The following is a 15,660-nucleotide window of genomic DNA, read 5'->3' as shown; positions in this document are numbered from 1 at the left end:
GGTGTCGGCGGCTCGCCAGCCCGCCGCCTCGGATGACCCGCCGCGCAGGTTCTGGCCGCCGCGCAGGTTCTGGCCGCCCCGCGCTCACCCACCCCCATCTCGAGCAGTGTGGATCACCTCGCTGCTATCCGGACCACCTCGCGCAGTGTGGATCACCGTATTGGAGTAACGAGGTGATCCACACGCGGCCAGGTTGTCCACAACGCAGATACGTTGTCCGCAACGCAGGTGCGATGTCTCAGGACATCGGTGACAGTTCTACCTCGGGACATCGGAGACACGTCGGGTGTGTGCGGGGGTGACACGTCTGGGTGGCGGGGGTGGTCTCCTCCGGCTTCCGGCCCATCGGGCCCGTGGCGGTCGCCGGCCTGGAATCCCCCGCGCTGCCACCAGCTCGTTGTCCCGCAGGTGCGGACAGGCTCGGGCCGCCGCTCGTGCACGCCGCCCGTGGCCACACTGCACACACGGGCGTCAGTTCCTGACGAGACCCCAGGTCATGGCCCGACGTCGTCGTCACCAGGCCCGGGGCCTGGACGGCGCACGCTGAGCCCGTCCATCTCGTTCGTCGACTCTCCGGCTCGTCCCTCGGCCCTCCCTCTCGTCCGTCGGCTCGTCATCTCGTCCCTCGCACGTTGATCTCGTTCGTTCACGGAACGAGGTCAACGCGTACGGAACGAGATCGACGCGAGCAGAACGAGATGGACGGGCGAGGAACGAGGTCGACGCCCGTCCTCGTCGAGTCCTCCGGGCGCCGTGACCAGACGCACCCATCCTCGCGCGCACTCATGGCCCCTCGGCGGGCGCACGGCGCGCTGCCACCCTCCAACTCCTCGGTTCGCTCTCGAAAGTACGGTGTTGTGCCGTACTTTCGCGAGCAAACCGAGGAGTTCGGCGGCAGTACTGCCTCGGGACATCGGTGACAGGCTGCACCTCATCGCGCGTGGAGATGGGCGCTGCGCGCTACCAGCGGCTGAGCGTGTCTGCGCCTGTGGGGTGACGGTCTCCGGCGCTCCGGATGACCCGCCCCGGCGCCTCGCCGGCCTGCCGGCCCGGATGACCTGTCTCGCAGGCTCAGGCCGCCGCGCAGGCTCTGGCTTCTCCGCGCTCACCCGCCCCTGCGGGCGGCCTCAACGGACCGGCGGATGCGCGGCTCGGCCCAGTCCCAGGCGATGCGCTCCTGCTCCAGGCGCAACGGGGTGACGACGCCGCCGGCGTTCTCCGTCCCGGCCCCGGCCCTGGCCCCGGCCCTGGCCTCAGCCTCAGCCCCAGCCTCCGTCCGGCCCTGGCCCCGGCCTCAGCCCCGGCCTCCGTCCGGCCCTGGCCCTGGCCTCAGCCCCAGCCTCCGTCCGGCCCTGGCCCCGGCCTCGGCCCCGGCCCCGGCCCCGGCCCCGGCCTCGGCCGCGGCTCCAGCCTCGGCCAGGGCTGCGGCCGCGACCGGCATGGTGTCGGAGCGCATGAGTGCGAGCACGGGGGACTCCTCGCGCAGGCGCCGCAGGGCCAGCGCCCGGGTGACGGCTGACATGACCGGTCCTCCTGCCTCCTGCTGCTCTTGGCCAGCAAGTGCCAGGGTGGCGACGCAGGTCGCGCCGGCACCTGCCGTGATCGTTCCCGTGGACAGTATTCACCGGGGCACTGACACGTTGGCGGTCCCACCGGGGCACTGACACGTTGGCGGTCCCACCGGGCCGTGGGCCGGTGTCGATGCCGCGGCCCGCACGTCGTCCGGACCGCCAACGGCCAGTTCGGACCACCAACAGCCAGTTCGGACCACCTGTGAACGCGTCTGAGGTGGTCCGAGCGGGGGAAGGTGGTCCGAGCGAGGGAAGGTGGTCCGAGCGGGGGAAGGTAGTCCACACGGGTGCAGCCGGCGTGCGGGTCGGCCCTCTGGCGCCGCCTGCCGCTGATGCGGTGACGCGACGACCTCTTATGCACGGGTGGGGCGTAAGTGGGCGGTCATGGCGTTGGGATCGGCCCACGCGCGTCGATTAAATGAATCCTGTGAGGCGGGGGACATACCCCGCCAAGGGTGACCACGCAGGTCGCCTTAAGGACGAACACAGGAGTTCACCCCATGTCTGACAAGCTGCGCATCGGCATCATCGGCCTCGGGTTCATCGGCACCCAGAAGCACCTGGTTGGCCTCGCCCAGCACAAGGACCGCGCCGAGGTCGTCGCCTTCTGCGACTACGACATCGAGCGTGCCGAGGCGGGCAAGGCCCAGTGGGGCAACGACGCCGCCTACACCACCACCGACTACACGGACGTCGTGGGCGACCCCAACATCGACGTCGTCCATGTCTGCACCTGGAACGCCAACCACTGCGAGATCACCGTCGCCGCCCTCGAGGCCGGCAAGCACGTCATGGTCGAGAAGCCCATGGCCGTCACCGCCGAGGACGCCCGCACGATGCGCGACACCGCCAAGCGCGTCGGCAAGAAGCTCACCGTCGGCTTCCAGTACCGCCAGCGCGAGGAGTACCAGTTCCTCAAGAAGCTCGCCGACGAGGGCAAGTTCGGCGAGATCTACGCTGCCAAGGCCCACGCCGCCCGCCGTCGCGGCGTGCCGATCTGGGGCGTCTTCACCGACAAGTCCAAGCAGGGCGGCGGCCCCCTCATCGACCTCGGCGGCCACTCCATCGACGTCGCCCTGTGGCTCATGGACAACTACGAGGTCGCCTCGGTCACCGGCGTCGTCAACTACAAGCTCGGCGACAAGCCCGCTGGCAACATCGGCGGCGAGTGGGACCCCGCCACCTACGACGTCGAGGACTCGGCCTTCGGCTTCGTCACCTTCACGAACGGCGCCTCCCTCTTCGTCGAGGCCTCCTGGGCCCTCAACATCAAGGCCGCCCGCGAGGGCTGCATCACCATCCACGGCATCGAGGCCGGTGCCGAGACCATCCAGGACCCGAACGGCTCGGCCAACCTCATCGTCGACGTCAACCTCATCGAGGGAGGCAAGCAGGTCAACACCACCTTCGGTGAGGGCGGCGCCTACTTCTCCGCCGGCGGCGTCGGCGGCGCCCAGAACGGCTTCGCCTACATGGGTGGCCTCGAGGCCGGACTGTGGCTCGACGCCATCGAGAACGACACCGAGCCCTACGTCACCGCCGACCAGGCCGTCGTCGTCACCGAGATCCTCGACGGCATCTACACCTCCGCCGCTCAGGGCGGCAAGCCGGTCTACTTCGACTGAGCCTCCGGGTTCGGCCCCGGCCCGCCGCAGGGCCGGGGCCGAACCCGTACCCGACGTCGGCCCCGCAGCAACTGCACTACTCACTTACGTGGTGTCCGACGTCGGCACCACAACACACCCCACCGCCCCCGGAGCACTCAGTAAGGAGCGCAACCATGACCCGGATCAAGCGCGGCGTGAGCCTGTACTCGTACCAGCACGAGTACGCCCACGGCTCCTTCACCCTCAAGGACGCGATCGCCGCCGCCGCCCGCACCGGCGCGCTCGGCATCGAGACCCTCGGCGAGCAGATGATCCCCGGCTTCCCCTTCCCCGGCCAGAGCGACCTGCCCGACTCCTTCTACGCCCGCTGGAAGGAGCTCATGGACACCTACGGCACGACGCCGACCGTCCACGACATGTTCCTCGACACCAAGCGCTACAAGGGACGCCTGCTCAACCTCGACGAGATGGTCGAGTCCCTCCACCGGGACATCCGCCACACCGCCAAGATGGGCGCCCAGGGCATCCGCGTCATCGTCAACACCCCGCCCGAGGTCGTCGAGGCCGCCGCCCCCTACGCGCGCGAGCACGGCGTGTGGATGGGCGTCGAGGTCCACTCCCCGTACTCCTTCGACGACGACTGGATCAAGCGTCACCTCGAGGTCGCCGAGCGCGTGGGCTCCGACGTCGTCGGCTGCGTCCCCGACATGGGCATCTTCGTCCACCGGCTGCCCCGCGTCGTCGTCGACCGCGCCCTGCGCGACGGCGCCGACCCCGACCTCGCCGCGCAGATCGTCGAGACCTACAACACCCACGGCGACACCCAGGCCCTCTTCGAGCGCCTCGAGGCCGACGGCGCCGACCCCGTTACGCTCGGGCTCGCCCGCAACGGCGTCCACATGATCGCTCAGCCGGTCGACTGCCTGCGCTCCCACGCCGAGCTCATCAAGCACATCCACGCCAAGTTCTACGAGATGTACCCGGTCGAGGGATTCGACTACTGGCACGAGTACTCCATCCCCTACCACGAGATCGTCCCCCTCCTGGAGGAGATCGGCTTCGACGGCTATCTCTCCAGCGAGTACGAGGGCAACCGCCACATCGAGGACGCCGAGACGGTCGACTCCGTCACCCAGGTCGCAGCGCACCAGGGCATGCTCGCCGCGCTGCTCGCGGACCTCGCCGGCAAGGAGGGCTGAGGCATGTTCAACGAGATGATCATCCGCGAGGGCAGCGTGCGCAACGTCGTCGCCGACGACGGCACCGTCACGGGCTTCTCCTTCGAGACCCACCTGCCGTACTACCGCGGCCTGGGCCTGTCCATGGTCGAGGTCCCTGAGGTGCGTGTCGATGGCGAGGCTGTGGCCGAGGAGGACCTGCGCCTGACCTACAACGGCGTCACCCGCACCTTCGCCGAGCTCGCCGACGTCTCCGACGTGCGCTGGGAGCTGCGCACCTTCGCCACCATCACCGTCCTGCAGGAGGGCGGCCTGGCCGACGGCGAGCACGAGATCGCCGTCAACCTGCGCCTGCGCGTGTCCTACCTGCCCTTCATCTCCGAGAACCGCTGTACGCGCACCGTCACCGTGCGCGCCTGACGCACCCGCGCCACGTCCACCGTATCCAGAAAGGGACACCCCATGCCCACCAAGTTCATGAAGCTGGGCTTCGACGCGCACGTGCTGCGCAGTCTGAGGAACGAGGCCACCGGCTACGTCCTCGAGGTCGGACTCAACTACTACCGCGGCACCCCGATCTCCGCCGTCGAGCGCCTTGAGCTGAGCGTCGACGGCGAGCGCATCGACGACGACCGCCTTCTTGTCGAGATCAACGGCAAGTACCTGCGCCTGTATGAGGTCCCCCTTGCTCACACCGAGTACTGGGGGGTCAAGACCCCCATCCACCTGCACGTCCTCGGTGCCCCGCTGGCCGCCGGCCCGCACGACGTCGACGTCGTGTGTGAGGCCCGCGTCGTCTACATGCAGTTCGCCCCTGGCGTCTACGGCATGTTCGATGCCTCCGCGCGCGCCACCCTGACCGTCTCCGAGAGCTGAGGAGTGACCCACATGGCAACGATCAACGGCATCGAGCAGGGCATCTCCTGCTACAGCTACACCGAGCAGTTCATCAAGAACGACGATTGGACGATTGACACGGTCTTCGCCCACGTCGCCGCCCAGGGCGTGACCAAGGTCGAGCTCGTCGGCGCCCAGACCTTCCAGCAGTATCCCGTCCCGCGCGAGGACGAGATCCAGGCCGTGCTCGAGGCTTCCCACAAGCACGGCGTCGAGGTCTTCTCCTACGGCGGCTACGTGGACCTCGGGCGCGTGACCGGCCACGCCATGAGCCGTGAGGACATCCTGTCCGACATCCGCCTCGACATCATGACCGCCCGCCGACTCGGCGCCACGTTCCTGCGCGCCACCGGCTTCGGTCCGGACCTGGCTGAGGCGGTCAACGCCATCGGCGAGGAGTACGGCATCCAGATCGGCTTCGAGATCCACGCCCCGCACACGCCCGCCGACCCGGAGGTCGCCGAGTTCATGCGCGTCATCGACGACAAGGGCCTGAAGAACTTCGGCCTTGTGCCGGACTTCGGCATGTTCATCGAGCGCCCCACCGAGATCGCCGTCAACCGCTATATCGGCCTGGGTGCCGAGCGCAAGAACCTGGACTGGATCATCGCCAACCGCCACAACGGCATGAGCGAGGAGGAGATGCAGGCGCACGTCGCCAGCACCATGAACGGCGGCTATGGCGAGAAGGTCGCGATCTCCGAGTGGTTCGGCTACCTGTCCTTCGCGCCGGCCGAGCTCGACTCCTTCGCCGCGATGGTGCCCTACGTCACCTACGTGCACGGCAAGTTCTACCACCTCGAGCGCGACGAGAACGGCCGGGTCTATGAGCCCACGATCCCCTACGAGCGGGCGCTGTCCATCCTGGCCGACGGCGGCTTCCAGGGCGTCTTCATCAGCGAGTACGAGGGCCACGCCTTCTATCTCGACGACGCCGACGAGCAGATCGGGCGCCACCTCACGCTGGGCAGGAGCATCCTCGAGAGCCTGTGAGCCGAGCCCGGGCGGACGCGGCTGGCGGTTGCGCACGTGGACACGCCCCCAGCTCCCGGCCCGCCCCTCGTCGGCTTAGTGCCCCGGGCCTGGTGCCCCACGGCCGCTAAGCCCGCCGCGTGATACCAACAGTTCCCTCGGCCCCGCCAGCGCCCCGAAAGTGTCAGGAGTCAGACCAGACAGGCGCAGGCACGACAAAGGCCGGAGACCACAGTGTCTCCGGCCTGCTTGCGTCAGGGGTCGCGTCGGCATGTGGGGCGCGACGGTGTTGTGGGGTCCGAGGGGTCGGAGCGCTGGTGCGGCTCCGCCGTCGAGTCAGTTCTCGTCGTCGGTGGCGCGCTCCTTGAGCTGCTCGTTGACCATCTCGGCGTAGGCGCGGACGGTGGTGGCGTCGATGGAGTTGAAGAACATGAGGTGTTCCTTTCGTTCGGGTTCTGTTGGATCCGACCTCCGAAGGGGTGTCCGTGGGGGAGCTCTCTTCGTGTGTCGTGGTGTAAGAATATCGCCGCGATCCCGGGCGCATTGTGCACGGAATGGTGTGCGTGCGCCCACATGCGCGCCTCGCGCTCGTTATATTGCCCGGAATAACACCACAAACTCGACGTCGCCTCGATGGATGCTTGTCGCCAACTTGTGCACGCTTTGACGTGGAACGGGTGACGGTCCCCACGCCGTCGGCCGTGCGCGCCGGGGTGGCGTGGTCGTGGGCTCCGCTGTGACGAGCGAATTGACAGTCGGGGGAGATCGGGCTGTCTCGCGGGCTGTGGGGTTGGTCGCCCTTATGGTTAGCAGGCCGGCACGGGACTCAAGGGAGGGCGGTTCGATGAGGGCGGGAACCAGTCTGACGGGTCTGGGCAGGTACAACGAGAACGTTGTCATTCACGCCTTTCGTCGCCTGGGCGCCTCTAGCCAGCGGGATATTGCTGCGTCGACGGGGTTGTCGGTGCAGACGGTGTCGGCGATCGTGCGAGGCCTTCAGGGGCGGGGTCTGCTGGCCGAGGTGGAGACCAGGGTCAGTGGGCGGGGGCGCCCGCGCACGATCCTGGACATTGTCGCCTCTGCGCGCATCGCCGTGGGGGTGCACGTCGATCCCTCCGTGGTCACCATCGTGGCCCTGGATCTGGGCGGTGAGGTGACGGCGTCGGTCTCGTCGACTGATGTGGATGCGGATGACCCACGTCTGGCGATGGCGAAGGTTGCTGCGATGGTGCAGCGGCTCATTCGAGACGGGAAGGTTGATGAGCGCCGGCTGGTCGGGGCCTGTCTGGCTCTGCCGGGACCGGTGGACCCTGCGACCGCGGCTCCCGATAGTGCGGTGTGGTTACCTGGCTGGGCTGGGGTGCCCCTGGGTGAGCTCCTGAGTGAGCGGCTGCAGATGCCCGTGCCGGTGGTCAAGGACACCCTGGCGGCTGTGATCGGGGAGAACTGGGTGCGGGCCGGGGAGTCCTTGGACTCGACGATGGTGTTCGTCTACGTGGGGACCGGCACGGGCTTGGGGCTATCGGTCAACGGCGATCCGGTGCGCGGCTTCTCCGGCAACAGCGGGGAGGTCGGAGCAATGATGACGGCCTTGGGGTCGAACGCTCCCGGTGAACCGCCGGGGATGGCCAATGACCCTGCCGTTTTGGTTGAGCGGGCTCACGTCCTGGGGATCCAGCCCGAGCCGCTGCCGACGCGCTCGGACTTCGTGGCGCTGGAGCGCCGCTTCGCGCAACTGTGCTCGCTGGCTGAGGGTGGGGACGAGCGCGCGGACCGGCTGCTGTCTGGAGCGGCGGACCGGATGGCCGAGCTGGTCATGATGGCGACCGAGCTGCTCGATGCCGACATGGTGGTGTTCGGTGGTCCGTACTGGCGGCTCCTCGAGCCCTGGTATGCGCCTGCGGCCAGACGAACGGTGCGGCGCCCTTCCGCCAGAGGACCTCATCCGGTGAGGGTCATGTCCACGGCCATGGGTGAGGACGTCGGTGCCATTGGAGCCGCCTCGGTGGTGCATGACAGTCGCTACGTGCCGCGAGCGCCGAGCTCAGCTGGCCGCTGAGAGGGGCGCTCGCGGGCGTCAGCCGATCACGAACCGGTGACAGTTGGGGGAGGGGGTTGACACGATTTAATCTGAACTTCAGAATAATGTAGGACGACGCCACGAGGACGTGGCGTCCCAGATGCCGGCGGGACGGCGTGGTCACTGGTGCCCACGCCCCCGTGTCCTACGACGTCCTCGCCCTCGCCAGGCCGGAGCGCGTCCTCCGCCTCCCCGCCGGCCGCGGGTAGGAGAACAACACACCAACACGGAGGTAGATCATGACAACACCATCCATGACACGGCGCGGCCTGATGACAGGCGGAGTGCTGGCCTCGGCCGCGCTCCTTCTGGGGGCGTGCGGAGACCGGGGCGGCTCCGGCACCAAGCCGGGGACGCTGACCATCATGAGCAACGCCATCAGCGGCGGCAAGAACGCGGCGGAGGCCACGTGGATCGAGGAATGGGTCATTCCGAGATTCAAGGAGGCCCAGAAGAACGCCGGGAGGGAGGTCGACGTCATCTTCGAGGCGCAAGGAGTCGACGACGAGGACTACAAGACGAAGACGGCTCTCGACTTCCAGTCCGGCAAGGGGGCCGACGTTGTCTCCCTGGACGGGATCTGGATTGGGGAGTACGCACAGGCCGACTACATCAAGCCCCTGGATGACGTGGCGGGGGCAGTGGCAGGCTCGTGGGACGGGTGGACGCAGATCCCTGAGGCCATCCAGGGGGCTGCCTCCTTCGAGGGCAAGCGCTACGGCGTTCCGCAAGGAGCTGACGGCCGGGTGATCTACTACAACAAGACTCTCTTCGAGAAGGCCGGGCTGCCCGCTGACTGGCAGCCGACCTCGTGGGACGACATCCTCTCAGCGGCCCGCGCCATCAAGGACAAGGTGGCCGACGTGGTCCCGCTCCAGCTGAACGCGGGCACTGCCATGGGGGAGGCCACCTCCATGCAGGGTCTGCTGCCCATGCTCATGGGAACCGGTCAGCACCTGTGGGCCGACGGCGCCTGGGCCGGTGACACTCAGGGCATGAGGCAGGTGCTGGACCTGTACAAGACGATCTATGTCGACGAGGGCCTGGGCGATCCGATACTCCAGCAGGAGGCCTCTGGGCGGGACACGTCCTTCCAGGAGTTCGCGGCGGGTCGCATCGCCATCCTGTTCGAGGGCGACTACTTCTGGCGCTCCGTCATCAATCCCGCCGAGGGGGTGGGTACCGCTCCAATGGCGGACCGCGACACCGTGGTCGGCTACGCCAAGATCCCCGCCAGGAGGCCCGGGGCGGGTATCAACGGGCAGGACTACGTGTCTATGTCCGGTGGTACTGCCAGGGTTCTCAACCCGAACTCGGCCGACCCGGAACTGGCCTGGGAGCTGCTCGCCTTCATGAACTCCGTGGAGGCCTTCGAGGCCCGCGCTGCTGGCACCCTGTCGATCTCGCCGCGCGACGACGTCAACGCCAAGCTTCTAGCCTCCGACCCCATGCTCTCCTTTGTGTCCGAGCATGTTCTGCCCATCACGGCTTACCGGCCCGGCCTGGCTGAGTACCCGGAGGTCTCTGTCCTCCTACAGCAGACGACCCTCGACGTCGTCATGGGAACCGGAATCGATGACGTCATGAGGTCCTACGTGCCGGGCCTTGAAGGAGTCGTGGGCGCCGACGCCGTCACGAGCGGGAACTGATCTGCCGTGCCTGTTGCAAAGACAACGCAGACGTCCCCTCGGGCGCAGCGCCCGAGGGGATGCGACGAGGACGTCGCAGGTCTGGGCGGGGGAAGGGCGCTGCTCTTCGTAGCTCCGGCCCTGACGCTCATTGCCCTGTTCCTCCTGTTTCCGGCGGTGTGGACGATCTACCTGGGGCTGACCAATTATCGGCTGACCGGCCTCGCCGCCTCGGCTACCGACGTCGTGGGGGCAGACAACTACCTGACGACCCTGCGCGACCCCTCCTTCTGGAACTCCCTGCGCGTGACGGTGCTGTTTGTCGCACTGTCCGGGGTTGTGGGCCAGAGCCTCATGGGCTTCTCCCTGGCCTGGTCGGTCCGACGCCTAGGAGGGTGGGCGCGCACCGCCCTTGAGTCAGTGGTGCTCGCGGCCTGGGTCATCCCCGGGTCCGTCGTCTCATTCTTGTGGATCGCCCTACTCGACCGGCGCGAGGGCACGCTTAACGCGCTGCTGCACATGCCCGGCAAGGCCTGGCTCATTGAGCACCCCCTGGCCGTCATCATCATCTTCAACATCTGGTGCGGCACGGCCTTCTCCATGCAACTGTTCTCCTCCGCGTTGTCTGCGGTGCCGCCCTCACAGTTGGAGAGCTCGCGCATGGCTGGTGCGTCGGGGTGGCAGCAGTTGCGCGACGTCGTCCTGCCCACGATCAGAGGCCACATCCTGACCAACACCCTCATGATCACGCTGTGGACCTTCAACACCTTCACCCCCTACCTGCTCACCGCCGGCGGGCCAGGGCGACGCACCGAGATCATGTCGGTCTACATCTACAAGACGGCCATCCCCGGCGGGCATCTCGGGCGTGGAGCAGCGCTGTCGGTGCTCATGCTCCTCATCAACCTGGTCATCGCCCTGGCCTACATGAGAGTCGGAAGGAGCAGACGATGACCACCGCACTCTCGCCCGGCCGCACTCGCCGGAAAGCGTGGACCAGAGCCCTGCGCCGGACCGCCGAACGCATCGTCTTCGTGACCGCGCTCGTCCTCATCGGGGCTCTCTTCGCTCTACCCCTGGCCTGGCTGCTGGTCGCCCCCTTCGACCAGAACCCGACCATGGCGGTGAAGTGGCCGCAGTGGACACTGTCGAGCTTCCAACGCCTGATGGACAACCCCTACGCCCTGACGTCGATCCTCAACTCCCTGCTCATCGCCCTGGGCACCATGGTGGTGGTCATCGCCCTGGGCACACTCGCCTCCTACGCCTTGTCGCGTGTGCGCATCCCCGGGCGCGACGCGCTCCTGTACGCAATGCTTCTACTGTCCTCCATCGTCACGGGGACCGCGGCCATGGTGCCCACCTTCCAGCTGATGAACCTCATTGGCCTGATCAACACCCACACCGGAGTGATCCTGGTGCTGGCCGGGGGTCTGTTGCCCACAGTCGTGTTCATCCTCAAGGACTTCATGGACTCGGTCCCCAAGTCCTACGAGGAGTCGGCCCGTTTGTACGGGGCCGGCCCGGGCAGGATCCTCGCCGACGTCGTCATCCCCGTGGCCCGCCCCGGAATTGCCTTTGTCGCGATCTGGTCGGTCGTTCAGGTCTGGGGCAACTTCCTTGTCCCGTACCTGCTGCTGCGCGACCCTGCGAGCCAGCCCGCGGCCGTGCTCATGTACACCTTCTACACCGAGTCAGGGCAGGCCGATCTCAGACTGATCTCGGTGTTCGCCCTCATCTTCGCTCTGCCCGTCCTGCTCATCTACTTCGTCGTCAACAGGAAGTTCGGCTTCCGCTTCTATGGAGGTATCAAGTCATGACAGCCACGATCGTCATGAAGGGCCTCGTGAAGCAGTACCCCAATGGGGTGCGCGGCGTGGACGGGGTGGACGTGTCTATCGCTGACGGCGAGTTCTTCGCCCTGCTGGGTCCCTCGGGATGCGGCAAGACGACCCTGCTCAGGTCCATCGCGGGACTGGAGACCATCACCGAGGGGACGCTGACCATCGGCGGGACCGACATGACCGACGTCGAGCCCGGACAACGTGGGGTGGCCATGGTCTTCCAGGACTACGCCCTCTTCCCCCACATGGACGTGTCGGACAACATCGCCTACCCGTTGCGGATACGCAGAGTTGCTCGGGCCGAGCGCCGTCGGACCGCAGCCGACACGGCGGAACGACTCTCCTTGACTGAGCTGCTGGAGCGACGTCCTGCCCAGCTGTCTGGCGGGCAGCAGCAACGCGTCGCCCTGGCGCGGGCCATCGCGACGAGGCCCGACGTGCTCCTGCTCGATGAGCCCCTGTCCAACCTGGACGCCCGGCTGCGGCTGGAAGCACGAACCTTCCTCAAGGAGCTGCAACGCGACCTGGGCATCACCTCGGTGTTCGTCACCCACGACCAGGCGGAGGCCCTCGCCCTCGCGGACCGTATCGCCGTCATGCGGAAGGGCAGGATCCTGCAGGTCGGCACGCCCGCGGAGATCTTCCACAGCCCCGCCAACGAGTTCGTCGCCTCCTTCATCGGCTCGCACCCTATGAACCTCAACGACGGCGTCATCCGTGAGGGGGCGATCGAGTCACTGGGGTCCCGCATCGCCTTGCCCGTGACCATGAGGCGCGCGCCTACGGAGGGGATGAAGGTGAGGTGGGGCGTGCGTCCCGAGTACGTCCAATGCTCCGATGACGGTGCGACCGGCACCGGGGCCGTGGGCGGGCAGGTGCACACAGTGGAGAACCTCGGGGCCCAGACCCTGCTCACCATCCGTTGTGAGGCCGGACGTCTGCAGGCCATTGTCGGGGAGGAGTCATTGCCCGAACCGGGCCAGCGGTGCCGGCTCACCTTCCCCCAGGCCAAGACCCTGGTGTTCGACGCCGAAAACGGCGAGCTCGTCGGGGGTGGGCGCCTGTGAGCGCGACGCGCGGAGACTCCCCCACGGCCATGTGGATCGTCCCTCACACCCACTGGGACCGGGAGTGGTATGAGCCCCATGACGTGTTTCGTGCGCGCCTGGTGCGCATGATTGACGGCCTACTGAACCTTTTGGAGCACGAGGAGGCCTACCGTTTCACCCTCGACGGGCAGGCAGCCGCCTTCGAGGACTACCTGGTCCTCCGCCCGCAGAACCGTGAGCGGTTGAGCGCCGCGGTTGCCCGCGGACAGCTGGCTGTAGGACCGTTCCTCATCCTCCTGGACGAGTTCTGCTGTGACGGAGAGACCACGGTGCGCAACCTCGAGCTGGGCATCAGGGCATGTCGGACCCTGGGTGGGGAGATGCGAGTCGGCTACCTGCCCGACATGTTCGGCCACGCAGCCCAGATGCCGCAGATACTCAGGGGGTTCGGCCTGGCCGACGCCGCCCTGTGGCGGGGCGTGCCCGCCGCGGTGGACCGCGATGCCTTCTGCTGGCGCGCCCTGGACGGCTCCCAGGTGCGCGTGGAGTACCTGTGGGACGGCTACGGGTCTGCCCTCACGCTGTTCGACAGCCCTGGCAAGCTCGACCGGCTTGTGGCGGACTACCTGCACACGAATACTGGCCGCTTCGACGGGCGGTCTCCGGCCGGCATGTACGGCACCGACCATATGGAACCGCGACCGGACCTTCTCGACGCAGTACGGGCCCACAATGCCCGCTGTCCCGACGCGGTCATGACGGTGGCCACCCTGGGGCAGGTCGTGGCCTCGCGCGAGCACGACCCGCAGGCCCTGGACGACCTGCCCCTGGTCGTGGGCGAGATGCGCTCCCACGCACTGGGCAACATCCTGCCCGGGGTCCTGTCCGCCCGGACCAACCTCAAGAAGGCGATGGCGGGCGCCGAGCGGGCCCTGACCACCGCTGAGCGCCTTGACGTCGCCGTTGGCGGCCCGTCCCGCACAGCGCTGCTGGAGCGTGGATGGCGGCTGGTCGTGGAGTCCTCCGCGCACGACTCGGTAACCGGCTGCGGCGCGGACACCACCGCGGAGCAGGTCCTCACGCGTCTGCACGTCGCGGCTCACGCGGCCGCAGGTGCCGTCGACGTCGCCCTGCCGACCCTGGCCCGGGTGGGCGGGCCCGGTGAGCTCGTCGCCTTCAATCAGTCGGGGTGGGCGCGCCGTGTCCAGGGCGAGACCGTGCTCGACGGCAGGCCCGAGGCTCTCCCGGAGGGGGCCCAGCTCCTTGAAGAACTGCCCACTGTCATCGGCGACGAGACGATACCCGCCGAGCATGTGCGTCGGGTCCTGCGCCGGATCCACGGCCAGGAGCTGTTCGGCGGACGCATCCGCGGCTGGTCCTTCCCCGCCCCCACCGAACTCGTCTTCGAGGTCGCCCGCAGCGGTGGGGACGCCTTCGACCCCGACGACTTCACCGTCGAGCTCGACCGCCGGCTGGCAGCAGCACCTGACGATCGTCCCTGGCGCGTTCTCACCGTGGCACAGCCCTCGTGCCGGGTGCTGGTTGCCGGCCATGCGCAGGGCACCGCGGCGGTAGCGCTGGGGAGTGACGCGGGCGGTATCGACCACCCCGTGCGCGTGGGTGAGCGGAGCATGTCCAACGACCTGGTTCGTGTTGACATCGACGACGACGGCCTGGTGAGCATCGAAGACCTCCTCAACGGGCGAGTCATACGCCGCGCCCTGGCCATCGTCGACGAGGGTGACCGGGGAGACTCCTACAACTTCGGTCCCGTGGCCGGTGACAGGGTTGACGCCGCGGTCGCCACCCGGGTGGAGGTCCAGGAGCGTGGCCCGCTGCGGGGGCGCATCCTCGTCAGGCGCATCTACCGGCTGCCGCAGGGGCTGAGCACCGACCGCTCAACCCGTAGCGGTCCTACGCAGGACCAGGTGATCGACACTCGCATAGAGCTCCGTGAGGGTGAGCGCTTCGTACGCGTGCGTACGTTCCTTGTCAACGGGGTCGGCAACCACCGGCTCAGGCTCCACGTGCCCACCTTCGACCGGGACCTGGAGGGCTCGGTGTCCGCCGGGCAGTACGGGGTGACCCGCCGCGGACGCACCAGCGAGGACGGGTGGGGCGAGTACCCCCTGCCGACGTATCCTGCCACCCGCTTCGTCCACGCCGGTGGAGTCGCGGTCCACACCGACCGGCTCACAGAGTACGAGATCGTCACCCCCCCGGACGGAGGCGCCGTACGCGGCACGGGAGCGGATGGGGAGGATGGCACGCAGAGGCCTGACGAGATCGCCATCACGTTAGTGCGCGCCGTCGACCTCATGAGTGTCAACGTGCACCCGCTGCGCGATGAGCCCGCGGGAGCGCAGATTCCCGTGCCCGGAGCCCAGTACCTTGGCGTGCGTGTCGAGACCGACCTCGCTGTCGACCTGTCGTGCCCCCGGTGGGATGACTCGCAGATCGTGCGCCACTCGGACCTGTTCCACTACGAGCCCGTCCTCGTACCCGGCGCCGTCCAGACGGACGCGGAGGTCGTGGAGAGTGGAGGGGGTACGGGCGAGGCGGAGCCGGTCGGCTCCGTCGTGACCACCTGCGGGCGGGTCGCCCTGGAGTCGCTGCGCCGCGTCAACGACGGCGTCGTGGAGGCCCGTTTCGTCAACTACCACCACCACGCGGAGCCGTTGAGGGCCCGGATGTGGGGACGGTGGGACCGCACGGACCTGTCCGGGGACGTCCTGGAGGCCGGGGTTGACCCGTGGTCCCTGACGGTCCCGGCCTCGTCGATCATCACCCTGCGCTCGACGGCCGTGGCAGGCGCAGTGGATGTGGAGGAATAA

12 protein-coding genes are annotated in these 15,660 nt (G+C 68.0%); 11 read left to right on the top strand and 1 reads right to left on the bottom strand.

Annotation, left to right across the window (positions count from 1 at the left end; all coding sequences use genetic code 11):
* Positions 1–1,294: 1,294 nt before the first annotated feature.
* Positions 1,295–1,522 carry a hypothetical protein gene (locus tag ID810_RS11095; protein WP_166857185.1) on the bottom strand — a complete coding sequence of 76 codons (228 nt, stop codon included), beginning with the start codon at positions 1,520–1,522 and terminating at the stop codon, positions 1,295–1,297.
* 549 nt (positions 1,523–2,071) lie between these two features.
* On the opposite strand from ID810_RS11095, the gene ID810_RS11090 reads away from it, so the two are divergent.
* The 11 genes from ID810_RS11090 to ID810_RS11040 all read left to right on the top strand — a co-directional run bounded on the left by ID810_RS11090 (position 2,072) and on the right by ID810_RS11040 (position 15,660).
* On the top strand, positions 2,072–3,196 hold the full coding sequence (locus ID810_RS11090; protein WP_166857215.1) for a Gfo/Idh/MocA family protein: 1,125 nt from the start codon (positions 2,072–2,074) through the stop codon (positions 3,194–3,196).
* A gap of 155 nt (positions 3,197–3,351) precedes the next feature.
* On the top strand, positions 3,352–4,377 hold the full coding sequence (locus ID810_RS11085; protein WP_166857217.1) for a sugar phosphate isomerase/epimerase family protein: 1,026 nt from the start codon (positions 3,352–3,354) through the stop codon (positions 4,375–4,377).
* Positions 4,378–4,380: 3 nt separating this feature from the next.
* Positions 4,381–4,776 carry a C-glycoside deglycosidase beta subunit domain-containing protein gene (locus ID810_RS11080; protein WP_166857219.1) on the top strand — a complete coding sequence of 132 codons (396 nt, stop codon included), beginning with the start codon at positions 4,381–4,383 and terminating at the stop codon, positions 4,774–4,776.
* 42 nt (positions 4,777–4,818) lie between these two features.
* The gene (locus ID810_RS11075) at positions 4,819–5,232 is read left to right on the top strand and encodes a C-glycoside deglycosidase beta subunit domain-containing protein (RefSeq protein WP_166857221.1); all 414 of its coding nucleotides are present in this window, start codon (positions 4,819–4,821) and stop codon (positions 5,230–5,232) included.
* A gap of 12 nt (positions 5,233–5,244) precedes the next feature.
* A complete protein-coding gene (locus tag ID810_RS11070; RefSeq protein ID WP_166857223.1) occupies positions 5,245–6,246 on the top strand; it encodes a sugar phosphate isomerase/epimerase family protein in 1,002 nt (333 codons plus the stop codon).
* 823 nt (positions 6,247–7,069) lie between these two features.
* On the top strand, positions 7,070–8,284 hold the full coding sequence (locus ID810_RS11065) for an ROK family transcriptional regulator (protein WP_166857225.1): 1,215 nt from the start codon (positions 7,070–7,072) through the stop codon (positions 8,282–8,284).
* Between the two features lie 386 nt (positions 8,285–8,670).
* Positions 8,671–9,954 (top strand): extracellular solute-binding protein, encoded by a 1,284-nt coding sequence (locus ID810_RS11060; protein WP_196781502.1) that lies wholly within the window; start codon positions 8,671–8,673, stop codon positions 9,952–9,954.
* 6 nt (positions 9,955–9,960) lie between these two features.
* Positions 9,961–10,887 carry a carbohydrate ABC transporter permease gene (locus ID810_RS11055; protein WP_166857227.1) on the top strand — a complete coding sequence of 309 codons (927 nt, stop codon included), beginning with the start codon at positions 9,961–9,963 and terminating at the stop codon, positions 10,885–10,887.
* Positions 10,884–11,753: a carbohydrate ABC transporter permease gene (locus ID810_RS11050; RefSeq protein ID WP_166857229.1), complete on the top strand. Its 870-nt coding sequence runs from the start codon at positions 10,884–10,886 to the stop codon at positions 11,751–11,753. The genes ID810_RS11055 and ID810_RS11050 overlap by 4 nt, the downstream gene beginning before the upstream one ends.
* On the top strand, positions 11,750–12,844 hold the full coding sequence (locus tag ID810_RS11045) for an ABC transporter ATP-binding protein (protein WP_188232605.1): 1,095 nt from the start codon (positions 11,750–11,752) through the stop codon (positions 12,842–12,844). The genes ID810_RS11050 and ID810_RS11045 overlap by 4 nt, the downstream gene beginning before the upstream one ends.
* Positions 12,841–15,660, top strand: a complete 2,820-nt coding sequence (locus ID810_RS11040) for a glycoside hydrolase family 38 N-terminal domain-containing protein (protein ID WP_166857231.1) — start codon at positions 12,841–12,843, stop codon at positions 15,658–15,660. Before ID810_RS11045 ends, ID810_RS11040 begins: the two co-directional genes overlap by 4 nt.

This window comes from Actinomyces respiraculi, from assembly GCF_014595995.2.
In the GTDB taxonomy this organism is placed as follows: Bacteria; Actinomycetota; Actinomycetes; order Actinomycetales; family Actinomycetaceae; genus Actinomyces; species Actinomyces respiraculi.
Note: the sequence above shows the minus strand (reverse complement) of the source record. Positions and strands in the feature narration are given on the sequence as shown.